The organism is Streptomyces griseochromogenes (genome assembly GCF_001542625.1).
Taxonomy (GTDB): domain Bacteria; phylum Actinomycetota; class Actinomycetes; order Streptomycetales; family Streptomycetaceae; genus Streptomyces; species Streptomyces griseochromogenes.
Genome location: NZ_CP016279.1, coordinates 3052863 through 3075902 on the forward strand (window position 1 = coordinate 3052863; position 23040 = coordinate 3075902).

Consider the following 23040-nt stretch of genomic DNA (forward strand, 5'->3'; position numbering starts at 1 on the left):
CACCCTTCGCCCGTGGAGCAGCTCCGACATCTGCTCTACGGGGAGGGGCGGGGCGTCCGTCGCGGCGATCGCGGATTTTTTTCGGACGCGTTTACGGCGTGCTACGGCAGCTTCGCGGAAGGCACGCTCGGGGTGGGTACGGGCAGGGAGACGGACGGGAGCGGCGGCGCGGCGGGGAGCGACGGCACCGACGGCACCGCGGAGTGCGTCGGCAGCTCCGGGAGCGGCGGTGAGGAGACCTCCGGCAGGGGCGGCACGGACAGCGGTACGACGGATTCGCCGGCAGAGGGCCGGGCCGCCGCCCGAGCCGGGACCATGGAGGGCCTGTGTGTCCTGGGAGTGCGAGCCTGTTCGGTGCTGTCGCTCCGGAGCACCTGCGCCCCGCCGGACACGGCCGGCCGCGGAGCCGGTGCAGCCGCGCCGCCGCCCCCGTCGAGCGCGTACGGAAGCACGAATCCCGCCACCGCCAGGGTCGCCGCCGTCGAGGTCATCGCCACCATGTGGGCTTTCCCGCCGCCGCGCAGCCGCCCGCGCCCGAGCAGGGACAGGACGAGCCCGAGCGTTCCGGCCAGCGAGGCGCGCAGCGTCCGCCGGGCCCGGGCGAGCAGCGACTCGACGGTCCGGTAGCTGAGCCCCATCCGCACCGCGACCTGGCTCACGTCCAGGTCCTCGGACTTCAGCCGTAGTGCCTCCGCCTGCCGGGCGGGCAGCTCCCCGCTGCGCACGGCGAGCCACTTCGCCTCGGCCCGGTCGCACACCGCCTCCTCGACGGGCACCGGACCCGGCGCGACGAGGGTGGGGCGGCTGCCCACCTCGGCCTCGCGGTTGACCTGCCGGTACCGGTCGACGCACAGCCGCATCGTCACCGTCGTCAGCCAGGCGCCGAGCCGCTCGTCATCGAGGTCCGGGCGCTCCGCGGCCCGCAGCATCGCCTCGTGCACGGCGTCCTCGGCGTCCTCCGGGCTCATCGAGCGCCGCCGGGCCACCTTGAGCAACTGCTCGCGGTGGCTCCACATGCGCTGCCAGCGCTCGTGGGCGGCTTCCGTGTCCGCAGGCATGTCCGTCGCCATGAGGGCCCCTTCGCACTCACCCGCCGGTCCTGTGCTCCCGGCGGGTGGCGACATTACCGCCGAGTATCCGCGGTTGTGGAGGGGGAGACGCTCATCGTGTTCCAGCCGTTGCCGGTCAGCGGCCCCGCGTCGGGCAGCACGCCGCCGCCGGGCAGCGTGAGGGTCGGCCGGGGTACGGGGACCTGCGGCGTCTCGGACTCCTTCGGGGCGCCGGCCGTACGGGACGGGGCGGGAGAGGACGAGGCGGGTGGCGCCGACGGCGTGCGCGAAGCCTCAGGACCCGGCCTCCGGTCCTGAGACGGCTTCGGCGAGGGCTTCGGGGCCTTGGGACGGGACGGCTTCGGCCGGTCCCGGGACCCGGCGGGGGCGTCCGGCACCACGCGGTGTCCGGTCAGGTAGTACGCGTACCAGGCCTTGACCGTGCGCAGATAGGCGTCCGAGCGGTTGTAGCCGAGGATCGCCCGGTCGAGGCCGGCCGGGTCCGACAGGTCTCGGCCGCCCGCGCACAGGTAGCGGCCGGCGGCGAGCGCCGCGTCGTAGACGTTGTCCGGGTCCGCCCGCCCGTCGCCGTTGCCGTCCGTGCCCCAGTGGGCCCAGGTGGACGGGATGAACTGCATGGGGCCGAGCGCGCGGTCGAACACCGCGTCCCCGTCGTACGCGCCGCCGTCGGTGTCCGCCACGACGGCGAAGGCGCCGCCGGTCAGCCGGGGACCGAGGATGCGCGTCACGGTCGTACCGTCCGGGGTCACCCGGCCGCCCCGTGCCTGCCCGGACTCCACCTGGCCGATCGCGGCCAGCAGCTGCCAGCGCAGCCGGCAGCCGGGCGCGGTGCGTGCCAGCTCCTCCTCGGCCCGCCGGTACGCGGCGAACACGCTCGCGGGCAGGGCGCCGCCGCCCGTCACTCCCTGTGCCGAGCTCCTCTTCTGTGTCCGCAGCGGGGGAAGACCGGTGCGGTAGGGGGTGTCGCCGGAGACGCTGGGGCCGTGCTCGGCCGCTGCCCCCTTCCGCGCCGGTTCCGAGGCCTCGGCCGAGACCGCCCCCGGCGCCTGCGACGCGGTCAGCGCGGCCATCGCCGCCGCCGCGATCGCCGTACCCTTCGCACCCCTCAGTGCCCCCTTGCGTGTACGCGCTGTCACCTTGCGGTCCCTCCCTTGGCAGCTTCCGTCCCCTGCTCTACGCGGGCGCGCGGCAGGTCCGTCGCACGAGGGCGGGGAATCCGGGAGCCTGCGGCGGGGTGCCCTCCGGGAGCGCTCGCGGGAGCGAGGGACGAAACGCGGTTCCGTTAAGGTCTCCCCAAGCGGCCCGGGCGGTCCGGCCCGGTCGTGGACCCGGCGGCACGCGCGGGTCCGGAGCGGATGCCTTGGGGGCACAGTGCGACTGAAAGTGGAGTTCACGACGGAGCCCTTCGATCTCGACGAGGCACCCGCGCACGCGCTGGTCGCCCGCGAGGTCATCGAGGCGGCCGCACTCGACGCGGTGGACGTCGGCCCGTTCGGCAACACGGCGGAAGGCGCCGCCGACGCCGTGCTCGGTGCCGTGGACGCCCTGCTGCGCAGAAGCCTGGAGGCCGGCGCCACCCGGATCTCCCTCCAGGTCAACGTCGTCGGCGCGGGGGAGAACGAGAAGTGACCGGCACCGGGGACGAGCGCTTCATCGCGGCCGTGAAGCCGCTGGTCGACGCCATGGGCGGGGAGATGCTCCCGCCGGACGAGGCCGGCACCGAGGACGTCGTGCTCGCCTGGGAGGGCGTCGACGTGGTCGCCGTACGCCTGCCTCAGCTCGCCGACTCGCTGGACCACATCCTGGCCGCCATGGAGCGCAGGCAGGGCAGGCCGCTGGCAGACCTGGACCGCAAGGCCAAGCAGGAGGTCGTACGGATACTGGAGGCACGGGGCGCCTTCGCCGTGCGGCATGGCGTGGAGACTGTGGCGAGCGCGCTCGGGGTGAGCCGCTTCACGGTCTACAACTACCTCAACCGTGAGAAAGAGGGCTGAGGGCGCGCGGGGATGCATCCCCGAATTTTCAACAAAGTGTTGACGTGGTGTTTCGGAGGGCGTTAGCTACAGGCAGCCCGTTCAGCACGAAGGCCGTTTCCGGCCACGGAGGCTCCCGTGACTACGACTTCCACGCCCCCGGGCCTGGCCCGGTTCAACGTCCTGGAGGAGCACGCGGCCCTCGCCGCCCTCCACGAGGCGTGCGCCTCCGCCGAGTGGGGCCGGCGGCTGCTGGCCGCCCGCCCCTACGCCACCGCCGACGACCTCTACACCGCCAGCGACGCCGCCATGGCCGAACTCGGCACCGCGGACCTGGAGGAGGCGATGGCCGGCCACCCGCCGATCGGCCGCCCCAAGCCCGGCGACCCGACCTCCGCGCGGGAGCAGGCCGGCATGGCCGGCGCCGCCGAGGAGCTCAAGGCGGAGATGCTCGAACTCAACCTTGCCTACCAGGACAGGTTCGGGCACGTCTTCCTCATCTGCGCCACCGGCCGGACCGGCGAGCAGATGCGGGACGCGCTCAAGGAGCGGATCGGCAACGCGCCGGAGCGGGAGCGGGAGATCGTCCGCACCGAGCTGGGCAAGATCAACCGCATCCGACTGGCCCGACTCGTCGAAGAGGACGCCTGAGACCATGAGCACCAGCACCACCGCCTCCGTGTCCACACACATTCTGGACACCTCGATCGGCCGCCCCGCCGAAGGCGTCGCCGTCCAGCTCTCGGCCCGTTCGGGACGGGATGCGGACTGGCAGGCGCTCGGCGGCTCCGCGACCGACGCCGACGGCCGGTGCAAGGACCTGCCGGCACTGCCGGAGGGGACCACACACGTACGGCTCGACTTCGAAGTCGAGCGGTATTTCGAAGCAAAAAGTGCGAAGAAGCAAGCCGATGCGCAGCAGGACGCCCCCGCGAATCGGGACAGCGGTGCCGTGTTCTTCCCCGAGGTGGCGATCACCTTCGCCGTGAAGCCCGGGGAGCATTACCACGTACCGCTGCTGCTCAACCCGTTCGGCTACTCCGTTTACCGAGGGAGCTAGCTAAATGCCCACCATTCTGGGACAGAACCAGTACGGCAAGGCCGAGAACCGAGTCGTAAAGATCACGCGGGACGGCGCCACCCACCACATCAAGGACCTCAACGTATCCGTGGCGCTGAGCGGCGACATGGACGAGGTCCACTACTCCGGCTCCAACGCCAACGTCCTGCCGACCGACACCACCAAGAACACGGTGTACGCGTTCGCCAAGGAGCACGGCATCGAGTCCGCCGAGCAGTTCGGCATCCACCTCGCCCGCCACTTCGTCACCTCGCAGGAGCCGATCCAGACCGCGCGGATCCGCATCGAGGAGTACGCCTGGGAGCGGATCGCGACCTCGGACGCCAACTCCAAGTTCATCGGCGCGGACGAGGTCAAGCACTCCTTCGTCCGCAAGGGCCAGGAGACCCGCCTCACCCAGATCACCTACGACGGTGAGAAGTGGGAGGTCGTCTCCGGCCTGAAGGACCTGGTCGTGATGAACTCGACCAACTCCGAATTCTGGGGTTACGTCAAGGACAAGTACACGACCCTCCAGGAGGCCTACGACCGCATCCTGGCCACGCAGGTCTCCGCCCGGTGGCGGTTCAACTGGACCGACGACGAGCAGAGGATGCCCAACTGGGAGAAGTCCTACGAGCAGACCAGGAAGCACATGCTCCAGGCCTTCGCGGAGACGTACTCCCTCTCGCTCCAGCAGACCCTGTACCAGATGGGGTCGCGCATCATCAACAACCGCAGCGAGATCGACGAGGTCCGCTTCTCGCTGCCGAACAAGCACCACTTCCTGGTCGACCTGGAGCCGTTCGGGCTCAAGAACGACAACGAGGTCTACTACGCCGCCGACCGGCCCTACGGCCTGATCGAGGCGACCATCCTCCGGGACGGCTGTGAGCCGAAGATCCCGGTGGACCTCACCAACCTCTGAGCTCCCCCACTCTCGGCACCCGTGGCCGGGGTGACGCACCCTCCGGCGTCCCCGGCCACGGCACTCAAACTCCCTAGGGTCCTGCCGTGCCCTCCCTCTTCAGTCCACTGAGCGAAAAGGACGAATCATGGCAGCAGCCCAGCGCATCGTCATCGAGAGCTGTTCGATCGCGACCGTCGACGCCGCAGACACCGAGTACGCCTCCGGGTACCTGGTCATCGCCGACAACCGCATCGAGGCGGTCGGCGCGGGCAAGGCCCCCGAGGGCCTGGAGAACGTCGTACGCCGTATCGACGCCACCGGGCATCTCGTGACCCCCGGCCTGATCAACACCCACCACCACTTCTACCAGTGGATCACCCGGGGCCTGGCCACGGATCACAACCTCTTCAACTGGCTGGTCGCGCTCTACCCCACGTGGGCGCGTATCGACGAGCCGATGGTGTACGCGGCGGCCCAGGGCTCGCTCGCGATGATGGCCCGCGGCGGCGTCACCACCGCCATGGACCACCACTACGTCTACCCGCACGGCTCCGGCGACCTGTCCGGCGCGGTCATCCGCGCCGCCCGCGAGATGGGTGTCCGCTTCACCCTGGCCCGCGGCTCCATGGACCGCAGCGAGAAGGACGGCGGTCTGCCCCCGGACTTCGCCGTCGAGACCCTCGAAGGCGCGCTCGCCGGGACCGAGGCCACCGTCAAGGAGCACCACGACGCCTCCTTCGACGCGATGACCCAGGTCGCCGTCGCCCCCTGCTCTCCCTTCTCCGTCTCCACCGAACTCATGCGGGAGGGCGCCGAGCTCGCGCGCCGCCTCGGCGTACGGCTGCACACCCACGGTTCGGAGACCGTGGAGGAGGAGAAGTTCTGCCACGAGCTGTTCGGCATGGGCCCCACCGACTACTTCGAGTCCACCGGCTGGCTCGGCGAGGACGTGTGGATGGCGCACTGCGTCCACATGAACGACTCCGACATCGCCGCCTTCGCCCGCACCAGGACCGGCGTCGCGCACTGTCCCTCCTCCAACGCGCGCCTCGCGGCCGGTATCGCCCGCGTCCCCGACATGCTGAAGGCGGGCGTCCCGGTCGGCCTCGGCGTCGACGGCACCGCCTCCAACGAGTCCGGTGAACTCCACACCGAACTGCGCAACGCCCTGCTGATCAACCGCCTCGGCGCCCACCGCGAAGCGGCGCTGAACGCCCGGCAGGCGCTGCGCCTCGGTACCCACGGCGGCGCCCAGGTGCTCGGCCGGGCGGCCGAGACCGGCTCGCTGGAGGCCGGCAAGCTGGCCGACCTGGTGCTGTGGAAGCTGGACACCCTCGCCCACGCCTCCATCGCCGACCCGGTGACCGCGCTGGTCTTCGGCGCCGCGGCCCCGGTCACCGCCTCCTTCGTCAACGGACGTCAGATCGTCGAGAACGGCCGCCTGCTGACCGTCGACGAGGACGCCATCGCCCGCTCCACGCGGGACGAGGCCCAGCGCCTGGCGCGGATCTCCGCCAAGGCCTGAGCCACACTCGACTCCGGCCGGGAGGGACGGCTCCCGGTCGGCGGCCGTGGACCCGAGCGGGGTCCATGGCGGCCGTCTCCGGGGCGCGCGTCCATGCGCGCGCCCCGGAACGGTCTCCGTCCCCAGGCCCCCGAGGGCCTCCGGTCCCGCACGACCGCGCACCACCTCCCTGAAACCCACGTCAGAGCCGACGTGTTTAACCGACCGGAGGAGCCGCCCGTGTCCGCCCACCCTGTCGACGAGACCCACCCGGCCGACGAGCTCCGCTCGGTCGGCGAACCCCACCCAGTCGACGAGAAGCTCCCCTTCCTCAAGATGGCGACCACCGGTCTGCAGCACGTGGCCGCCATGTACGCGGGAGTCGTCGCCCCGCCCCTGATCGTCGGCGCAGCCGTCGGCCTCAGCGGCAGCGAGCTCACCTTCCTCACCGGCGCCTGCCTGTTCACCGCGGGCCTCGCCACCTTTCTGCAGACCCTTGGCTTCTGGAAGATCGGCGCCCGGCTTCCCTTCGTCAACGGCGTCACCTTCGCCGGCGTCGCCCCCATGACCGCGATCGTCGCCTCCGCGCACCACAAGTCCGACGCCCTGCCGGTCATCTACGGCGCGGTCATCGTCGCCGGCCTCCTCGGCTTCATAGCCGCCCCCTTCTTCAGCAAGGCCGTCCGCTTCTTCCCGCCGGTCGTCACCGGCTCCGTGATCACCCTCATCGGTGTGTCCCTGCTCCCGGTCGCCTTCGGCTGGGCCCAGGGCCCCGACCCGGCCGCGCACGACTACGGTTCCGGCACCAATCTGGGCCTGGCCGCCGCGACCCTGCTGATCGTCCTGCTGCTGCGCCGCTTCACCCGCGGCTTCGTCAAGCAGATCGCGGTGCTGCTCGGCCTGGTCCTCGGCACCCTGCTCGCGATCCCGTTCGGCGCGACTGACTTCGCCCCGGTCGCCGACGCGGACGTGATCGGCTTCCCGACGCCGTTCCACTTCGGTGCCCCGCAGTTCCACCTCGCCGCGATCCTGTCCCTGTGCGTGGTGATGGTGGTCTCGATGACCGAGTCGACCGCCGACATGCTGGCGCTCGGCGAGATCGTGGACCGACCGTCCGACGAGAGGACGATCGCCGCGGGTCTGCGCGCCGACACCCTCGGCTCGGCCCTCAGCCCCCTGTTCAACGGCTTCATGTGCAGCGCCTTCGCCCAGAACATCGGACTGGTCGCCATGACCCGCATCCGCAGCCGCTACGTCGTCGCCGTCGGCGGCGGCTTCCTGGTCCTGATGGGCCTGTGTCCGACGGCCGCCTCGCTGATCGCCGTCGTACCCCGTCCGGTGCTGGGCGGCGCGGGTGTGGTCCTGTTCGGCTCGGTGGCGGCCAGCGGCATCCAGACCCTGGTGCGGGCGGGCCTCGACAAGGACAACAACGTCCTGATCGTGGCGGTGTCCCTGGCCGTCGGCATCATCCCGATCACCGCGCCGCACTTCTACCACGCCTTCCCGCAGACGGCGCGGATCGTCCTGGACTCCGGCATCTCCACCGGCTGTCTCGCGGCCGTGCTGCTGAACCTGGTCTTCAACCACCTCGGCAGGGACCGGGACGCCCAGGACGTGACCCACCCGATGGAGGCGGGCGAGGAGCTGGCGCCCGCGCACTGAGCGGCTGTTCGCCCGCGGGGTACGGCGATCGCCGTACCCCGCGGGCCCGATGGTGCACCCTGTGTGTCATGCCGAACGAGTCCAGCCGTGTCGAGGCCTTCAGCGACGGTGTCTTCGCCATCGCCATCACCCTGCTCATCCTGGAGATCAAGGTCCCGAAGGTCGGTGAACACGGCGATCTGTGGCGGGCGCTCGGCGAGCAGTGGCCCTCGTACGCCGCCTATGTGGTGAGCTTCCTGGTCATCGGCATCATGTGGGTCAACCACCACCAGGTGTTCAGCTACGTCGCCCGGGTCGACCGCACGCTGATGTTCCTGAACCTGCTGGTGCTGATGGTGGTCGCCGCGGTGCCCTGGCCGACCGCGATGCTCGCCGAGTACCTGCGCGAGGACCGCACCTCGCATGTCGCCGCCGCCGTCTACAGCCTGGTCATGGTCGTGATGGCGTTCACCTTCCAAGCCCTGTGGTGGCACCTCACCCGCACCGGCCACCTCTTCGACTCCCGCGTCGACGTCCCCGCCGCCAGGGCGACCCGGGTCCGCTTCGCCCTCGGTTCCCTGGGCTATCCCGTGACCGTCGGCCTGGCCTTCGTCTCCGCGCCCCTGACCCTGGCCGCACACGGCCTGCTGGCCCTGTACTACGGCTTCAATCAGGTACCCGTGCCGACCCGGCAGGAGCCGGCCACCGCCTGAGGCCGGGTCAGCGCAGGTCGTCCCACAGGGTGCGGAGCGCGCCGCGCGGGTCAGGAACGGTGGCCGGGGCGGGCGCGAAGCGGCGGACGGGCCGGTGCGGCGCGCGGTAGGCGGGCCAGCCGGGATCGCCGGTGGTGGCGAAGGAGACCCAGGCGGCGTGCATGCCGTCCGCGATCGCCTGGGGCGGGGCGTCGCCGAGCAGGGGCGCGAAGGCGGGGTCGGCCAGGTTGTCGAAGACGAAGGGGACGTCGAGCGCATGGCACGCGCCCAGTGCGCCGTCGTGGGCGGGGGAAGGCCAGGCGAACTCGTAGACGAAGGCGCGAGCGCCGTGGCGCGCCTGGGCTTCGGCCATGCGCAGCGCGGGGACGCGGTAGAACCACACCCGCAGGGCTGCTGGGACTGGTTCGGCTACACCGGCTCCGACTTCGCCGTCAGGAGCGCACCGCAGATGACCGCCGTCGTGAACATGGTGCACGCCTTGGGCGGCTGACCCGCGCCGGCCGTCCTCGTGGCGGGAACGGCGTGCGCCGGTCCGCTCATGGACGCGGCGCGGCCAGTGCCGCCGCCAGCGCGCGGGCGGCCGCCGACGTGCGGTCGCGGTCGCCGGTGGCCACCAGGTCGAGGAGCAGCCCGCGGAAGGCGGCGAGCGTGAGGGTGGCCAGGGCGAAGGAGCGCTCGGGGTCGACGATGCCGGCCGCGACGAGATGGTCGCCGATCAGCGCGAGCCAGTCCAGGACGATCCCGTCGAGGAACGCCCGATAGCGCTCCGGCTCGCGCACCGCATAGCCGTACGCCTCGAAGAAGAAGCGCCAGTAGCCCGTCTGCTCCGGGGCCGACATGGCCTCCCAGACCGCCTCGATCGCCTGGTCCGGCCCGGCGGAGGCCAGCACCGCGGAGTTCACGTCGAGCACCCGGCGGTCGTGTGCGCGGAAAGCCATGAAGATCTCCGCGATGAGTTCTTCCTTGCTGCCGAAGTAGTACAGCAGCGTACGGTGGCCGATCCCCAGGGCGGCCGCCAGCGGGCGGATGGACAGACCGTCCAGCCCCTGCTCCATCACATAGGCCGTCGCGGCGTCGAGCAGCTCGCTCCTGCGCGGCTCCTGCCTGGCGCGCACAGCCTCCGACCTCTCCAGGCTGTCGTCCATGACATCCATCATATCCACCACATGAACCGATCGGTTCAACGAAAAGTGCGGCCCCCGGCCGCGGCACCGCCGGGCCGCACGCCGGGATCAGCTCCTCGCCCCGCCGCGCGGCCACCCTGATCAGCGGGTTGACCAGGAAGATCGATGCCGGCGTCCAGGACCGTCACCGGTGTGCCCGCGCACAGCGCGGCGAGGGACGCCCGGCGGGGGTATGTTCGTGACGGTGCCACCGTCGCCGGTGACGGGCTGTTCTCGATCGCGGCAGGCATGGCTCCCCGTTCTTCATGTGCGCCCAGGTGCACGACGTGTGACGGAGTTCATCGAGGTGACCGTGGAGGCCGGCGCAAGGAGGCAGTCCGATGTCCCGCAGGAACACCGGCGTGAGCGTCCGGGCAGTGAACGCGCACGCCTGCCCCGTCCGGGAGGTTCTCGACAGGGTGGCCGGGAAATGGAGCGTGCAGATCCTTGTCGCGGCCGCCCGGGGACCCCTGCGCTTCACGGAGTTGGAGCGCGGCATCGAGGGCATCAGCCGCCGCATGCTCACGCTGACCCTGCGCAATCTGGAACGCGACGGCCTGGTCACACGCACCGTGCACCCGACGGTGCCGCCCAAGGTGGAGTACGAACTCACCGCCGTCGCCCATGAGTTGCACGAAACGCTGCGGCGGCTGACGGACTGGGCCGAGAGCAACCGGGAGTACATCGCAGGGGCGCGGGCGGCCTACGACGCCGAGCACCGGCCCGAGTTGCTCGACGCATAGGCCCGGGGGCGGCTAGAACCCGAAATGGCCGGGATCCTCGGCCAGTTCCCCGAACACCTTGCCGGGGTCGGCGAGCAGTTTCCGCTCCGTCAGGTTCAGCAGGCCGCACACCGCGTTGATCTCGGCGGCCACCGTGCCGTCGGTCTTGCGTATCTCCTGGAGGATCCGGAACGTCTTGCCGCTGCCCCACTCGAACACGCAGGTGACGTCGACCTCGTCACCGGCGAGCAGCTCGCGCCGGTAGCGGATCGTCGTCTCCAGCGTCACCGGGCCGACCCCCCGGCCGACGAGCTGGGCCTGGCTCGCCCCGGCGGCCTGGAGCAGCGACCAGCGGGCGTGCTCGGCGTAGTTGAGGTATACCGCCTGATTGAGATGACCCTGCACATCGGTCTCGTAGCCGCGGACGGTCACACGGACGGAAAACGGTTCGGCCACTGCTGCCCCCTTCTCGTGTACGGATCTCCGGACCACCGATCTTGGCACGCCGCTCACACCCGGCGCGGGGAGGCCAGCAGATAGCGCACGCGGGTGCGCGGCTCGGTGTACGCGCCGGCCTGCCAGCCCGCCCGCTCCAGCGTGTCCGCGCACGCCCGCAGGGTCTCCTCGTCCGGGCCGTGCACGGCGACCGCCTCCGGCTGCGGGGTCGACCGCACCCGGTAACCGTTGCCGTCCGGGCCCGCCGGCCGGTGCCCGGCGGCCTCCAGGGCGAGTGCGGCGGCGCGCACCAGATGCGTGCGCTCCCAGCCGCACGGCCGGTCGGTGGCCCCGCCGGGGTTGGTCATCCGGCGCAGCTCCAGCAACCCCTGCCAGGCGCTGCGCACCTCACGCAGCCGGGCCGGACCCGACACGGGTATCCGCTCCGGCTCCTCGCCGCCGGCGCGCGCCGCGAAGACCCCGGCGGACGGCACCGGCTCCGCCGGGACCTCGGGCGGCGCCTCCCGTATCCGGTGCCCCGCGGGGGTGAGGAAGTGATCGTGCGGCGGCCGCGGATGACGGAAGGCGAAGCCCCGCTTCACCAGCGCGACCAGCTGCGCCTCGGTTCCGCGCAGCCGCCCGGTGACCGGGTCGGCGGCATCGATCACCCGCCGCTGCGCGGCGGTCGGCGGTCGGGTCACGGCGTGCTCCCTCCGGTGCGTCGGCGCCCTGGAACCGCCGGGCGGGCGGCTCGTTCGAAGCCTACGACCGGGGTCTGACAACAGGCCGGGGCCCGGATCCGCCTGATGGGTCAGTCAGGGGGCCGCAGGTTCCACGCCGTCACCACCGGCCGCTCGTGCTCGGTGCCCAGGCTGCACAGCGTGCCCGTCGCCAGCTGGAAGAGAGCCCCCTGCCGCGGCGGCAGACCGAGTCGGCGGGCGGTCAGCACGCGCAGGAAGTGGCCGTGGGCGATCAGGACGACGCCGTCATCGGTGCCGGCGAGGGCGGCGTCCACCCTGCCCAGCACCCGGTCGGCCCGCTGCCCGACCTGCTCGGCAGTCTCCCCGGGATGCTCGGGCGGGCCCGGTGCGACCCCGTCCGTGAACAGGAACCAGCCGGGCCTGCTCCGCCGGATGTCCGCCGTGGTCACGCCCTCGTACCCGCCGTAGTCCCATTCCCGCAGGTCGGCGTCGACCTGGGCGTCATGGATGCCGATGAGTTCGGCGGTCTCCCGGGCCCGTCGCAGGGGGCTGACGAAGGCGGCCGCGATCCGGTGCGAGCGGATCAGCGGGACCAGCCGGCGCGCCTCCTGACGCCCGTGCTCGGTCAGGGGCACGTCGGTCCAGCCGGTGTGCCGTCCGGACCGCGACCACTCGGTCTCACCGTGCCGGACGAGAAAGAGGTCACCCACGTCAGCGCCCTTCCCGCTCGTCTTCGAAGCACGCTCGCCTTCAGGCACCGTGTCACACAGCGGCCGGGGCGCGCAGGGCGGACTGGGCCAGACGGGACGCCGCGCTCAGTTCCCCGCCGGCTCCCGGTGCGGCGGCGCCAGGGACAGGGTCTCGCCGCAGGCGTCGATCACGGCGGGCTTGCGGTGCCGGTCCAGGACCGGGACGACGATAGGGTGGGAGTCGTGCGGCGCCCGGACCAATGCCTCGCTCTGCCGTACGCACCAGCCGTCCGCGCCCTTGGTGCCCGGGGGCGTGTAGCGCAGGTCGACGGCGACCGTCGCCTTCGTGTCCAGTGGGAAGGACGCGGGGTGTCCGTGTCCGGCGCCGTCGACGCTCTCCGCCTTCCCGTTGTGGATCTCGATGCCCGGGTAGCCGTTGAACACACAGGCGTCCGGGCCCTCGTTGACGGCCGTCAGCCGTGCGTCGGGCCGGCTGCCGCCCTTCTCCTCGCCGAGCAGGACCAGCGTCCACTTCAGCGAACCGGTCCGGCAGTCGCTCAGTTTCGCGGCGTCCGCCTCGGTGGTGGTGCCGCAGGCCGTCAGGGCCAGCGCGGCCGTCACGACGGCCAGGCCGCCGGTCAGACGAGTCGTCGCTCGCATCGTTCCCCCTGAACCTATGGGTGGGTGGGCGGTCACGTGCCCGGGTAGACCAGCGTGCTCTCTTTGCCGAGGGCCCTGCGGCCGGTGTCGGCGTACAGGGTCGTCTCCCCGTCGGACCAGCGGACGATCAGGTCGTCACCCGCGCGGTTGGCGGTGTAGTCGCCCGCCGTCATGACCAGGTCGTTCTTCCACAGGGCGTTCGGGCCGCGCAGGCGCGACCTGGCGCCCAGTCCCGCGGCCGAGGTGCCCGCATAGACGTCGAGTGCGCCGTCCGCCCAGCGTACGAGGACATCCCCGGTGGCGCTGCCACTGAAGGTCCCGCTGGTGAGCAGCGTGGCCTTCTTCCAGGTGGCGTTCGGCGCGAGCAGGCGCTTCTCGGTGCCGAAGGTGCCGGCGCCGACGCCGGTGTAGAGGGTCAGTTCACCGTCGACCCACCGGACCAGCAGGTCGGTGGAGCGCGTGCCGCCGTGGAACCGCCCGGCCGAGATCTGGACGGCGCTCTTCCACACGGAGCCGGGCTTCGCCATCCGGACCTCCCGGCCCAGGCCCGAGGCACTGACGTCCGGGTAGAGGGTGACCTCACCGTCGGACCAGCGCACCAGCAGGTCGGACCGATCGCCGCCGGCGAAGTCCCCGCCCGTGACCGCCCGGGCGTGCGTCCAGGTGGCGTTGGCAGGCCGCAGCCGCTTCTCGGGCCGGAACCCGCCCTTGCCGTCACCGGGATACAGCGTGGTCTCGCCGTTGGACCGGACCACGATCAGGTCGCTGCGGCGATCGCCCGTGTAGTCGCCGGAGGCCATCAGCCTGGCCTGCCGCCACCGCCCCGCTCCGCCCGGGAGCTTGGCCTCGATCCCTTTGTACGGCGGCAGGTCGGACGGCGGCTCCTGGTTCGCGACGGCCCAGGAGAGGAGGTTGGCGGCGTCGGCCCCGAACGCCGGGGCGTAGCTGATGTAGTCGACGTTCGCGTCGTTGCCGCCGCCGTTGTAGCCGCCGAGGTTGCCGATGACGTGGCCGCTGGTGGCGCCGTCCTTGTAGTCGGTGATCCACGGGCTGCCGGACACACCGCCGTAGTAGCCACCGCAGGTCATGGACATCTGCCGGTACCCGGGCAGTTGCTTGGTCGGCACGGTGCACTTGATGGCGCGCCCGGCGCTGTTGTGGGCGTGCGACGGGTACCCGACCACCGTGACGTCGTGCTTGTAGCCGGACGGCCGGGTGAAGGTCAGCCCGCCTCCCACGGCGTCCTGGAGCTTCTTGCCGTGCTGGTTCGCCGAGACCCGGGCGAACGCGGTGTCCAGGTCGGACCAGGGCTTCTTGGTGGTCGAGGAGCCCCGGTCGGGGACGTAGCGGGGGTCGGTGAAGATGTGCTGGATGTGGAAGATGCCGTACGGCTGCTGGTCGGGGCCCGCTCCCTTGACGAACTTCGGGACGAAGATGAAGTCGCCCGTCATGTTCAGCCCGCAGTGGGCCGCGGTGAGCACGATGTTCTTCGACGTGGTGGCGATCACGCTGCCCGTGCAGTGCCAGGCGGTGCCGCGCGGTCCACCCGAGCCGAAGAAGGTTCCGACGAGACGGGTCCCGCCGTACTGCTTGCCCGTCGGCCGGGCCGCCGCCGCGGCAGCGGCCGGCCTTCCGGGCGCGGACTGCGCCGAGCGGATCTCGTCCAGCGGGCGGGCGTTCGCCATGCGCTCCGCGGTCCAGAAACGGGCGGCTTCCCGGGCTTCCTTCCCCGCGTCCGTCTTCCCCGCGTCCGCCATCGGCGGCGCGGGCGACGCCGCTCCCGCGGCCGGAGCCGCGAGGCCGAGTATCGCCGTGGACATGACGGTGACGACCGTCCGGCCACTTCGGTAGGACGACAAGTACGTTCCCCCCACGTGTCACGAAGGCCGGACCAGGTGGACCAGCGACCGTCGGCGCGACGCCGGGTCGGGCGCGCGCACGCGGACGACCGTGCCGCGAACTGTGGTGGAACCCCCTGGCCGCGTCCGCCGCCGGATGACGGCGGACCCAGGCGATCTTCGCATGCGTGTACGACTACGGGTCAAATCCATTGCGGGACCCGAGGCCGGAGCCGGGTGCCGGACGTCAGTGGCCGGCCGCCGCCCGCAGGACGGACCCGATCAGACGGCCGTTCTCCAGGGCCGCGCCATGCCCCGACGGGAAGGAGAAGCGCCGCCGTGTGTACCCGTAGGCCACCCCGCTCGCCGGGTCGGCGAAGCCGAGCGAGCCGGTCGCGCCGCTGTGTCCGATGGCGTCGTCGCCGAGGAGCGGGTAGCGGCCGGCGAGGTACTCGAAGCCGACGGCGAAGTGGTCCGTGCTGCCGGTGACCAGGTCGGGGCCGCCCGGCGTGCGGAGCCCGCCGAACAGGGCGGCGGTCTCGGGGGTGAGCAGTGGCGGCCTGCCGTCCACCGTGCTGATCGCGGCCGCGTACAGACCGGCGACCCCGCGCGCGTTGCCCACCCCGCCGGAGGACGCCGGGCCGAGGGCCTTGACCCGGGGGTGGTTCCCGAAGGCCACCAGGTCGATCGGCTCCGGCGCGTTCAGGCCGAAGGCGATGCCCCGGATGCTGTCCGCGGACGCCGCCCGCTGTGCCAGCAGCGCGGCCTCCTCCGCGGTGGGCAGCAGCGGCTGGACCTCCACCCAGCGCGGCTCCAGCTCCGCCGGCAGGCCGAGGTGGTAGTCCAGCCCGTACGGCGCCCGGATCCGCTCCTCGTACAGCTCCTGGATCGACTTGCCGGTGACCCGGCGCACCACCTCACCGGTGAGGGCGCCGATGACGAAGGCGTGATAGCCGTAGGCGGAACCCGGCTCCCACAGCGGCTTGCGTCCGGCCAGCCGGGCCGCGATCAGCCGGTCGTCCGCCAGCTCCTCGACTCGGAAGCCGCCTTCGGGATCCCCGACCAGTCCGGCCCGGTGCTCGAGCAGCTCCCGCAGCGTCAGCCGGTCCTTGCCCTCGGCCGCGAACTCCGGCCAGTAGGCGGCCACTTCACGGTCGAGATCCAGCAGCCCGTCCTGTACGAGCAGCGCGACGACCAGGTGCGCGGCACCCTTGGCTATGGAGTACAGGCTCGTCAGCGACGCTCCGTCGATGCCGTCGCCGTCCCACAGATCCAGCACGCGCCGGCCGTGCCGGTAGACCACCAGCTGCGCCCCCGGATCGTCCCGCTCCCCGGCGAGATGCGCCGCGAACTCCTCCCGTACGCCCTCGAACCCCTCGGCCACCGTGCCGTGCACGTCGAACGCCATGTCCCAAGCCCTCTGTTCGATGATCACCGTGGATACGACGCCCCAACAGCGGGGCGGCCCAGGGCATTCCCGTACGGTCACCGGTCATGATTCGGAACTGGCGAGAGGACCGCATCGGCAGTGCGCTGCGGGGCGAGAACCCCACGGTGCTGCGGCGTCTGGACGCGGGGTTCGCGGTGATCGGGGACGTCCAGTTCCTGCCCGGGTACTCGGTGCTGCTGGCGGACGACCCCGCCGTGGGACGGCTGTCGGACCTGCCGAAGGACAGGCGCAGAAGCTTCCTGGACGGCATGGACCGGCTCGGCGAGGCCGTCGAGCGCGCCTGCGGGCGGCTGGATCCGGCCTTCAGGCGGGTGAACCTGGAGATCCTCGGCAACACGGACGCGTTTCTGCACGCCCATGTGTGGCCGCGCTACGAGTGGGAGCCGGAGGATCTCGTGCGTCTCCCGGTGTGGCTGTACCCCCGGGAGACGTGGAGCGACGACGGACATGCGCTCGGTCCGCGCCATGACGCCCTGCGCGCGGCGATCGGCGAGGAACTGGACCTGCTCGCGCGGTGAGGCCTCAGGGCCGCCGGCCGTGCGGCCGGCGGCCCCGCCCGGGCCCGGGGGCTGCGGTCACTGCCGGTACCCGCTCAGGAACCGCCCGATCCGCCCGATCGCCGCCTCCAGGTCCTGTGCGTGCGGCAGGGTGAGGATGCGGAAGTGGTCGGGGGCCGGCCAGTTGAAGCCCGTGCCCTGGACGACCTGGATCTTCTCCCGCAGCAGGAGGTCCAGCACGAACTTCTCGTCGTCATGGATCTTGTGGACCTTGGGATCCAGCCGTGGGAAGGCGTACAGCGCGCCCTTGGGCCGCACGCAGGACACGCCCGGGATCTCGTTGAGCTTCTCCCAGGCCACGTTCCGCTGCTCGTACAACCGCCCGCCGGGAGCGGCGAGTTCGCGGATGGACTGGCGGCCGCCGAGCGCGGCCTGGATGGCGTACTGGGCCGGCGCGTTGGCGCACAGTCGCATGGAGGCCAGCATGGTCAGGCCCTCCAGGTAGTCCTTGGCGTGCTGCTTCGGGCCGGTGACGACCAGCCAGCCGGAGCGGAAGCCCGCCACCCGGTACGTCTTCGACAGCCCGCAGAAGGTGAGGACCACCAGGTCGGGGGCGAGGGAGGCGGCCGAGTGGTGGACGGCGTCGTCGTACAGGATCTGGTCGTAGATCTCGTCGGCGAAGACCATCAGGCCGTGCCGGCGGGCCAGGTCGAGGATGCCCTCCACGACCTCCTTCGGGTACACCGCGCCCGTCGGGTTGTTGGGGTTGATGATGACCACGGCCTTGGTGCGGTCGGTGATCTTCGACGCCATGTCGGCGAGGTCCGGGTTCCACTCGGCCTGCTCGTCGCACACGTAGTGGACGGCCTTGCCTCCGGCCAGGGTGGTCACCGCCGTCCAGAGCGGGAAGTCCGGCGCCGGGATCAGGATCTCGTCGCCGTCCTCGACCAGCGCCTGGACGGCCATCGAGACCAGCTCCGAGACGCCGTTGCCGAGGAACACGTCGTCGACGTCCACCTCCAGGCCGAGGGCCTCATAGCGCTGGGCGACCGCGCGGCGGGCGGAGAGGATGCCGCGCGAGTCCGTGTAGCCGTGCGCCTGCGGAAGCATCCGGATCATGTCCTGGAGGATCTCCTCCGGTGCCTCGAAGCCGAACAGCGCGGGATTGCCCGTGTTCAGGCGCAGCACGCTGTGGCCCGCCTCCTCCAGTGCGTTGGCGTGCTCGATCACCGGGCCGCGGATCTCGTAACAGACCTCGCTGAGCTTGTTCGACTGCCGGAACTCCATCGCGTCCCTCCGGAAACTCGTGTTGCTTGGTTTTACCAAGCGAGAGCTTGGAAAGTCCAACAACCCGTCTAGACTGCGTCGCATGCCACCTCGCCGAAGCTACGACCAGTACTGCTCCGCGGCCCGTGCCCTGGACCTCGTCGGGGACCGCTGGACCCTGCTGATCGTCCGGGAACTGCTCGCCGGCCCCCGCCGCTACACGGACCTGCACGCGGACCTGCCCGGGGTGAGCACGGACGTCCTCGCCTCACGGCTGAAGGACATGGAACGGGACGGACTGGCCACCCGGCGGCGGCTGCCTCCGCCCGGTGCGGCCTACGTGTACGAACTCACGGCGCGGGGGCGGGCGCTGCTGCCGGTGCTCCAGGCGCTGGGGGCATGGGGCGAGGCGGAGCTGGGCGAGCGGCGGCCCACCGACGCGGTGCGCGCCCACTGGTTCGCGCTGCCGCTGCTGCGGGCCCTGGAGGGGGAGGGGCTGGTCGAAGTCCGCCTTGAGGAAGGCGAGTTCCATCTGCGGGTCGGGGCGCAGGAGGGCCCGGTCTATGGCGACGGACCCGCCCCCGGCGAAGCCGACGCGCGCCTGGTGATGGACGCGGCGGCCTGCGAGGCCATCGCCCGGGGCGAGGTGGACCTGCCGGACGCGGTACGGGACGGACGGGTGACGGTGACCGGCGACGGCACACTGGCGAAGGCACTGCGGGAGGCGTGAAGCCGGGCTGTGGCCCGGGTTGGCGGTGTGCCGGGCGACCGGGTCGGGTGGGGGCTGGGGAAGGTGTTGCGGGACGTGCGGCGTGCGGGTGGTTGCCCGGGGTGCTGATGTGTCAGGTGGCCGGGTGGGGTGGGGCGGCCGGGGGGCGAGAGGCGGGCAGTCGGGAACTCGGCCGGGGCGCCGGTGTGCCGGGTGGCAGGTCGGGCGGGCGGCGACCGGGGTCGGCGGCTCGCCAGGCGGCTGCGCAAGGTGTGACGACGGGTTGCCGCCCCGGGGTCGCCTTTCTGCCGGCCGGGTCAGGTGGCCGGGCGAGACGAAGGCCCGCCGGTGGGCGGGCCTTCGACCAGGTCGGCTCAGACTCCGGGCGGTACCCGGGACGGCCGTCCCGAGCCGCGCGTGAGCGCGTATCCGCCGATGCCCGCGAGCGCGGCGAGCAAGCCGCCCACCGCGGTCCACACCCAACGGTCGGTCCACCAGCCCGAGGACCAGCCGTCGTCCGGCTCGATGCTGGAGAGCACCGCCGACTTCGAACCGTCCTGCTCCTTCTCGGACTTGACGGCGATGCCCGGCACCAGCGGCTTGGCCAGCGAGCCGTCCACCGCCGCCGCGCCGCCGATGTCCTTGGAGTCCACGCGCACCTCGGCGCTCACCGGCTGGCCGAGGTCGGCGGCGCCGAGGTCCACCACCGTCAGCCGGATGTAGTACGTGCCCGGCAGCGGGTCGTTGGCCCACGGCTCCGACCAGGCGCGCACCGTACGCAGCACACACGCCAGCTCGACCGAGGACGCCCCCTGGCCGGCGGTGCGCGTGGCCGTGCCGTACTGGCAGGCCTGGCGGCGGCGCAGACCGTCGTACACGTCGATCTGCCAGGTCTGGGCCCCGTGCGTCTCGGGCAGCTTCACGGTCGCGTCGACCGTCGGGCGCCGACCGGCGTCCGCCGCGAAGGACCAGTACAGGTAGTCGCCGGTGGAACCGGTCGCGGTGGCCTTCTGCCCCTGCTCCAACTCGGTCGCCGTACGGAACGAGGTGCCCGCCTTGGTGGGCGTCTTGCCGTCGTCCGAGGCGCTCGGCGAAGGAGAGGAGTCGGCCGCCGCGGGTCCCGCGGCCAGCCCGAGAGCCAGCAGGGCCGTACCCAGCACTCGAGTGATACGCATCAGTTCGTCCTCCAGACCGCGACCCGCCAGCGCGACAGCCAGCCCCACAGCAGACCGGCGAGGAAGCCGGCCAGCACCAGCGCGCCCAGCAGCCACCAGCCGCGTCCGAGACCGAAGGAAGCCACGTCGCTCGCCTTGTCCGGGCCGTCCACGACGTCGACGGTCAGCTCCAGCGGCAGACCCGGGCTCGTCTTGACGCCCGCCGCGGCCGAGAAGGAGTTGGTGACCTGGAGGCACACGGGCTCGGCGGTCGCGGAGTCGTCGTCGCTGTCGGCCTTCGGGTACCTGAGGCCCGTGGAGATGGCGTCCGTACGGCCGTTGCCCGCCGCCTCGCCGCGCACGATCTCCCGGCCCTGCGCGGTCACCGCCCGCAGCAGCACCCCGTAGTCGGGGTTGACGGCCCGGTCGTCCGCCACGCTCACCGAAGCCCGCAGCTCCTGGCCGGGCTTGACGTCCACCTTGTACCAGCGCTCCTGGCCGAACTCCTCACGGTCCGTGTACAGCCCGGATTTGAGCGACGGCGCCTTCGCGCACTCGGCCGCGCCCTCGGTGGCCACCGGCGTCACCACGGGATCGGCGGCCCGGTCGACCAACTGCCCCACGCGGTCGCTGAGTTCCTCCTTGTGGCGTACGTCGGTGTAGGTGCCGCCGGTCGCGTCCGCGATGCAGCTGAGCTGATCGCGGGTCTTGGCGTCCGGCACCAGGCCGAGCGTGTCGATGGTCAGCCCGATGCCCTTGGCCGCTATCTCGCGGGCCACCTCGCACGGGTCGAGCGGCTGGCAGGTGTCCTCGCCGTCGCTGATCAGGACGATACGGCGGGTGCCGTCGCCGCCGTTCAGGTCGTCCGCCGCCTTCAGCAGCGCGGGACCGATCGGCGTCCAGCCGGTCGGCGTCAGCGTGGCCACCGCCGTCTTCGCCTCGGTCCGGTCCAGCGGGCCGACCGGGTAGAGCTGTGCGGTGTCCTTGCAGCCCTCCTTGCGGTCGTTGCCGCGGTAGTTGGCGCCCAGGGTGCGGATGCCGAGCCGGACCTCCTTCGGGGTCGCGTCGAGCACCTCGTTGAACGCCTGCTTCGCCGCGGCCATGCGCGAGCCGCCGTCGATGTCCCGCGCCCGCATGGAACCACTGACGTCCAGCACGAGTTCGACCTTCGGAGCGGCCTGTTCCGTCTCGTCGGCCACAGCCGTGGTCGGGAACGCCAGCCCGGCCGTCAGGGTGGCGAGCAGAGCGCAGACGCCCGCCGCCAGCCGTTGTCTTCTGATCATCGGCGGATCTTATTGATCTCAGGCGCCGGGCTCCAAAACGAGCGGGTTCGGCAGCGCGCACCACTGGTCGCCGGGGGTGTCCGGGGACAGCCGCATCAGCGTCAGCGCCTTGGCCGGGACGGGACCTTCGAGCAGAGCCGCCAGGTCGGGGGTGCGGGGCAGAGCGGGTACGGCCGCCGCCAGCGCCGCCTTGAGCACCGGGCCCGAGCCCGCCGTACCGGCGAGCGCGCCCGCCACCAGGGAACCGAACAGCTTGCGGCGCAGGGCCGTCTCGTCGTCCGTGATCAGCCGGCCGGTCAGGGCGGGCGCGGGGATGCCGTGGCGGGCCAGGCGGGCGGGGCTGATGCGGATGTCGGCGAGGTCGCGGTAGACGAGGCGGAGCGGGGTGCCGTCGGCCGACACGATCACCAGGAGATTCTGGCCGTGGGCCTCCAGGGCCGCCCCGAGGTCCAGCACACGCAGACCGACGGTGAGGGAGAGCCGGGCGAAGGCGGCCAGCCAGGCGGGGGAGTCCGGGAGGGAGGTGGTGGGGAGGGCCGCCACCGGAATCACCCGTTCCCCCGGGCCCGCGTACATCTCGGGCGACTCCCGCAGCAGCGCGGCCAGATCGGGCGAGTGCGCGGTGGCCGCGCCCAGGGTGCGGGTGATGTGCAGCAGCCCGTCCGTACGTGCCGTCAGGTCCGTGGCGAGGGCCGACAGCGCCGCGGACGCCCCGATCGAGTACGTGGAGATGTCCCGTACCGAGGAGGTCAGCCGGGCGCTGAGCGCGGTCTTCACATGCGGGCCGCCCGGCAGGGCGAGGGTGCGCAGGGCCATCAGCGGGTGCGCGGGCCGCCAGCGGTCGCCGGGCCGCCTCAGCACATGGGCCGCCTGCCAGGGGTGCACCGGCAGCAACAGGTCGCCCCCGGCCCGCAGTTCCCCGGGCCACGCACCGGACACCAGGCAGCCGGCGGCCGGCACGGCGATCGTGCCCAGCTCGACCACCGGGTGGTGCTCCGGGGCGTAGGCGAGCTGCTCCGCCACCGAGAAGCCGGGCCGGGAGCGGCAGTTGGGGTGGAACGGATGGCCGTCCACCACCCGCTGCTCCCACTCCCAGTCCCGCTCGGGCCACTCCTTCGGGTGATCCGTACCGGCCCGGGACAGCGCCAGGGAGGCCACGCTGTGCCCGAGCTCGATCGCGAAACCCGTCGCGTGCGGCACCGCGAGCTCGGTCATCAGCCGCGCCGGATCGTCGTGCCGCTCGCGGTCCAGGCGTACGGCGGTGACGTAGGAGCTGGTCGCGTACGGGTCCGCGGGCGGGCCGTACAGCGTCCGGCCGTCGGCCAGCCGGAGGGCGAGGCTGTGCGCCCCGCGCACCCTGCCGGTGACCCACGGCAGCGGCTCGTGGGCCAGCGCCCGCCACAGGCGGGTCAGCACCGCCGCGCGGGCTCCCGGCAGCTCGGCCGAGTACCGGGGCAGCAGGCCGGGCCGGACGGCGGCCAGTTCCTCGGCGATCTCGGCCTCGGCGGTGGGGGACTGGTACACGGTCGGGCTCCTCGGGTCCGGGCGGCACGGGGCACGATTGTCAGGGAACGGGGGAGATACTGTTCGCTCGGGTTCAGG

General features: G+C 72.2%; 25 protein-coding genes. 11 read left to right on the forward strand and 14 right to left on the reverse strand.

Annotated features, from left to right (window positions below):
- Positions 1–101: 101 nt before the first annotated feature.
- Both AVL59_RS12960 and AVL59_RS12965 read right to left on the reverse strand, forming a co-directional pair.
- Complete coding sequence (locus AVL59_RS12960; protein ID WP_067303067.1) at positions 102–1070, reverse strand: RNA polymerase sigma factor; 969 nt, start codon at positions 1068–1070, stop codon at positions 102–104.
- A gap of 53 nt (positions 1071–1123) precedes the next feature.
- A complete protein-coding gene (locus AVL59_RS12965; RefSeq protein WP_308281794.1) occupies positions 1124–2206 on the reverse strand; it encodes a lytic transglycosylase domain-containing protein in 1083 nt (360 codons plus the stop codon).
- A 235-nt stretch (positions 2207–2441) separates the two neighbouring features.
- On the opposite strand from AVL59_RS12965, the gene AVL59_RS12970 reads away from it, so the two are divergent.
- From AVL59_RS12970 to AVL59_RS13005, 8 genes are all read left to right on the forward strand, one after another.
- Positions 2442–2699, forward strand: a complete 258-nt coding sequence (locus AVL59_RS12970) for a YkoF family thiamine-binding protein (RefSeq protein WP_067303074.1) — start codon at positions 2442–2444, stop codon at positions 2697–2699.
- Positions 2696–3064 (forward strand): helix-turn-helix domain-containing protein, encoded by a 369-nt coding sequence (locus AVL59_RS12975; RefSeq protein WP_067303077.1) that lies wholly within the window; start codon positions 2696–2698, stop codon positions 3062–3064. Before AVL59_RS12970 ends, AVL59_RS12975 begins: the two co-directional genes overlap by 4 nt.
- Before the next feature lie 117 nt (positions 3065–3181).
- Entirely contained in the window at positions 3182–3694 is a 513-nt protein-coding gene (gene uraD, locus AVL59_RS12980) for a 2-oxo-4-hydroxy-4-carboxy-5-ureidoimidazoline decarboxylase (protein WP_067303080.1), read from the forward strand.
- 4 nt (positions 3695–3698) lie between these two features.
- Positions 3699–4103, forward strand: coding sequence for a hydroxyisourate hydrolase (gene uraH, locus AVL59_RS12985; protein ID WP_067303083.1), 405 nt, complete (start codon positions 3699–3701; stop codon positions 4101–4103).
- Positions 4104–4107: 4 nt separating this feature from the next.
- Positions 4108–5031 carry a factor-independent urate hydroxylase gene (gene pucL, locus AVL59_RS12990; protein WP_067303087.1) on the forward strand — a complete coding sequence of 308 codons (924 nt, stop codon included), beginning with the start codon at positions 4108–4110 and terminating at the stop codon, positions 5029–5031.
- Positions 5032–5158: 127 nt separating this feature from the next.
- Positions 5159–6538 carry an 8-oxoguanine deaminase gene (locus AVL59_RS12995; protein WP_067303089.1) on the forward strand — a complete coding sequence of 460 codons (1380 nt, stop codon included), beginning with the start codon at positions 5159–5161 and terminating at the stop codon, positions 6536–6538.
- Between the two features lie 315 nt (positions 6539–6853).
- A complete protein-coding gene (locus AVL59_RS13000; protein WP_067317211.1) occupies positions 6854–8179 on the forward strand; it encodes a nucleobase:cation symporter-2 family protein in 1326 nt (441 codons plus the stop codon).
- 68 nt (positions 8180–8247) lie between these two features.
- Positions 8248–8871 carry a TMEM175 family protein gene (locus tag AVL59_RS13005; protein WP_067303093.1) on the forward strand — a complete coding sequence of 208 codons (624 nt, stop codon included), beginning with the start codon at positions 8248–8250 and terminating at the stop codon, positions 8869–8871.
- Positions 8872–8878: 7 nt separating this feature from the next.
- Here AVL59_RS13005 and AVL59_RS13010 read toward each other — a convergent pair whose 3' ends face one another.
- Together AVL59_RS13010 and AVL59_RS13015 are read right to left on the reverse strand one after the other, a co-directional pair.
- Positions 8879–9253, reverse strand: coding sequence for a carboxylesterase family protein (locus AVL59_RS13010; protein WP_237281496.1), 375 nt, complete (start codon positions 9251–9253; stop codon positions 8879–8881).
- A gap of 154 nt (positions 9254–9407) precedes the next feature.
- Entirely contained in the window at positions 9408–10016 is a 609-nt protein-coding gene (locus AVL59_RS13015; RefSeq protein ID WP_067317213.1) for a TetR/AcrR family transcriptional regulator, read from the reverse strand.
- Between the two features lie 359 nt (positions 10017–10375).
- Between AVL59_RS13015 and AVL59_RS13020 the strand changes: the two genes are divergently transcribed.
- Positions 10376–10777: a winged helix-turn-helix transcriptional regulator gene (locus tag AVL59_RS13020; RefSeq protein WP_208870365.1), complete on the forward strand. Its 402-nt coding sequence runs from the start codon at positions 10376–10378 to the stop codon at positions 10775–10777.
- Between the two features lie 12 nt (positions 10778–10789).
- On the opposite strand, the gene AVL59_RS13025 is transcribed toward AVL59_RS13020, so the two are convergent.
- The 6 genes from AVL59_RS13025 to AVL59_RS13050 all read right to left on the reverse strand — a co-directional run bounded on the left by AVL59_RS13025 (position 10790) and on the right by AVL59_RS13050 (position 16487).
- On the reverse strand, positions 10790–11212 hold the full coding sequence (locus tag AVL59_RS13025; protein WP_067303099.1) for an acyl-CoA thioesterase: 423 nt from the start codon (positions 11210–11212) through the stop codon (positions 10790–10792).
- A gap of 53 nt (positions 11213–11265) precedes the next feature.
- A complete protein-coding gene (locus AVL59_RS13030) occupies positions 11266–11892 on the reverse strand; it encodes a hypothetical protein (RefSeq protein WP_067303102.1) in 627 nt (208 codons plus the stop codon).
- Positions 11893–12002: 110 nt separating this feature from the next.
- The gene (locus AVL59_RS13035) at positions 12003–12602 is read right to left on the reverse strand and encodes a histidine phosphatase family protein (protein ID WP_067303105.1); all 600 of its coding nucleotides are present in this window, start codon (positions 12600–12602) and stop codon (positions 12003–12005) included.
- Positions 12603–12707: 105 nt separating this feature from the next.
- Positions 12708–13241, reverse strand: coding sequence for a DUF4232 domain-containing protein (locus AVL59_RS13040; protein ID WP_067303108.1), 534 nt, complete (start codon positions 13239–13241; stop codon positions 12708–12710).
- Between the two features lie 32 nt (positions 13242–13273).
- Positions 13274–15061, reverse strand: a complete 1788-nt coding sequence (locus AVL59_RS13045; protein WP_237281497.1) for a trypsin-like serine peptidase — start codon at positions 15059–15061, stop codon at positions 13274–13276.
- A 265-nt stretch (positions 15062–15326) separates the two neighbouring features.
- Complete coding sequence (locus tag AVL59_RS13050) at positions 15327–16487, reverse strand: serine hydrolase domain-containing protein (RefSeq protein WP_067303111.1); 1161 nt, start codon at positions 16485–16487, stop codon at positions 15327–15329.
- A gap of 86 nt (positions 16488–16573) precedes the next feature.
- Here AVL59_RS13050 and AVL59_RS13055 point away from each other — a divergent pair, with 86 nt between their 5' ends.
- A complete protein-coding gene (locus tag AVL59_RS13055; RefSeq protein ID WP_067303114.1) occupies positions 16574–17047 on the forward strand; it encodes an HIT family protein in 474 nt (157 codons plus the stop codon).
- Between the two features lie 57 nt (positions 17048–17104).
- Here the strand turns inward: AVL59_RS13055 and AVL59_RS13060 are convergent, their stop codons facing one another.
- The gene (locus AVL59_RS13060) at positions 17105–18313 is read right to left on the reverse strand and encodes a pyridoxal phosphate-dependent aminotransferase (protein WP_067303117.1); all 1209 of its coding nucleotides are present in this window, start codon (positions 18311–18313) and stop codon (positions 17105–17107) included.
- 82 nt (positions 18314–18395) lie between these two features.
- On the opposite strand from AVL59_RS13060, the gene AVL59_RS13065 reads away from it, so the two are divergent.
- On the forward strand, positions 18396–19022 hold the full coding sequence (locus tag AVL59_RS13065; protein ID WP_067303120.1) for a winged helix-turn-helix transcriptional regulator: 627 nt from the start codon (positions 18396–18398) through the stop codon (positions 19020–19022).
- Between the two features lie 353 nt (positions 19023–19375).
- On the opposite strand, the gene AVL59_RS13070 is transcribed toward AVL59_RS13065, so the two are convergent.
- Genes AVL59_RS13070 through AVL59_RS13080 form a run of 3 tightly spaced genes read right to left on the reverse strand, consistent with a single transcriptional unit; the run spans position 19376 to position 22962 of the window.
- Positions 19376–20176: a hypothetical protein gene (locus AVL59_RS13070; protein WP_067317219.1), complete on the reverse strand. Its 801-nt coding sequence runs from the start codon at positions 20174–20176 to the stop codon at positions 19376–19378.
- On the reverse strand, positions 20176–21438 hold the full coding sequence (locus tag AVL59_RS13075) for a VWA domain-containing protein (protein ID WP_067303123.1): 1263 nt from the start codon (positions 21436–21438) through the stop codon (positions 20176–20178). The genes AVL59_RS13070 and AVL59_RS13075 overlap by 1 nt, the downstream gene beginning before the upstream one ends.
- Positions 21439–21456: 18 nt before the next feature.
- On the reverse strand, positions 21457–22962 hold the full coding sequence (locus AVL59_RS13080; protein ID WP_067303126.1) for an IucA/IucC family protein: 1506 nt from the start codon (positions 22960–22962) through the stop codon (positions 21457–21459).
- Positions 22963–23040 lie beyond the last annotated feature (78 nt).

Excerpts from the sequence above, each read along its gene's own strand:
- AVL59_RS12960 (WP_067303067.1), bottom strand. The coding sequence starts at position 1,070 with ATGGCGACGGACATGCCTGCGGACACGGAAGCCGCCCACGAGCGCTGG.
- pucL (WP_067303087.1), top strand. The coding sequence starts at position 4,108 with ATGCCCACCATTCTGGGACAGAACCAGTACGGCAAGGCCGAGAACCGA.
- AVL59_RS13045 (WP_237281497.1), bottom strand. The coding sequence starts at position 15,061 with ATGTCCACGGCGATACTCGGCCTCGCGGCTCCGGCCGCGGGAGCGGCG.
- AVL59_RS13075 (WP_067303123.1), bottom strand. The coding sequence starts at position 21,438 with ATGATCAGAAGACAACGGCTGGCGGCGGGCGTCTGCGCTCTGCTCGCC.
- AVL59_RS13040 (WP_067303108.1), bottom strand. The coding sequence starts at position 13,241 with ATGCGAGCGACGACTCGTCTGACCGGCGGCCTGGCCGTCGTGACGGCC.
- AVL59_RS12995 (WP_067303089.1), top strand. The coding sequence starts at position 5,159 with ATGGCAGCAGCCCAGCGCATCGTCATCGAGAGCTGTTCGATCGCGACC.
- AVL59_RS13065 (WP_067303120.1), top strand. The coding sequence starts at position 18,396 with ATGCCACCTCGCCGAAGCTACGACCAGTACTGCTCCGCGGCCCGTGCC.
- uraH (WP_067303083.1), top strand. The coding sequence starts at position 3,699 with ATGAGCACCAGCACCACCGCCTCCGTGTCCACACACATTCTGGACACC.
- AVL59_RS13000 (WP_067317211.1), top strand. The coding sequence starts at position 6,854 with ATGGCGACCACCGGTCTGCAGCACGTGGCCGCCATGTACGCGGGAGTC.
- AVL59_RS13020 (WP_208870365.1), top strand. The coding sequence starts at position 10,376 with ATGTCCCGCAGGAACACCGGCGTGAGCGTCCGGGCAGTGAACGCGCAC.
- AVL59_RS13060 (WP_067303117.1), bottom strand. The coding sequence starts at position 18,313 with ATGGAGTTCCGGCAGTCGAACAAGCTCAGCGAGGTCTGTTACGAGATC.
- AVL59_RS13005 (WP_067303093.1), top strand. The coding sequence starts at position 8,248 with ATGCCGAACGAGTCCAGCCGTGTCGAGGCCTTCAGCGACGGTGTCTTC.
- AVL59_RS13050 (WP_067303111.1), bottom strand. The coding sequence starts at position 16,487 with ATGGCGTTCGACGTGCACGGCACGGTGGCCGAGGGGTTCGAGGGCGTA.
- AVL59_RS13070 (WP_067317219.1), bottom strand. The coding sequence starts at position 20,176 with ATGCGTATCACTCGAGTGCTGGGTACGGCCCTGCTGGCTCTCGGGCTG.
- AVL59_RS13015 (WP_067317213.1), bottom strand. The coding sequence starts at position 10,016 with ATGGACGACAGCCTGGAGAGGTCGGAGGCTGTGCGCGCCAGGCAGGAG.
- AVL59_RS13055 (WP_067303114.1), top strand. The coding sequence starts at position 16,574 with ATGATTCGGAACTGGCGAGAGGACCGCATCGGCAGTGCGCTGCGGGGC.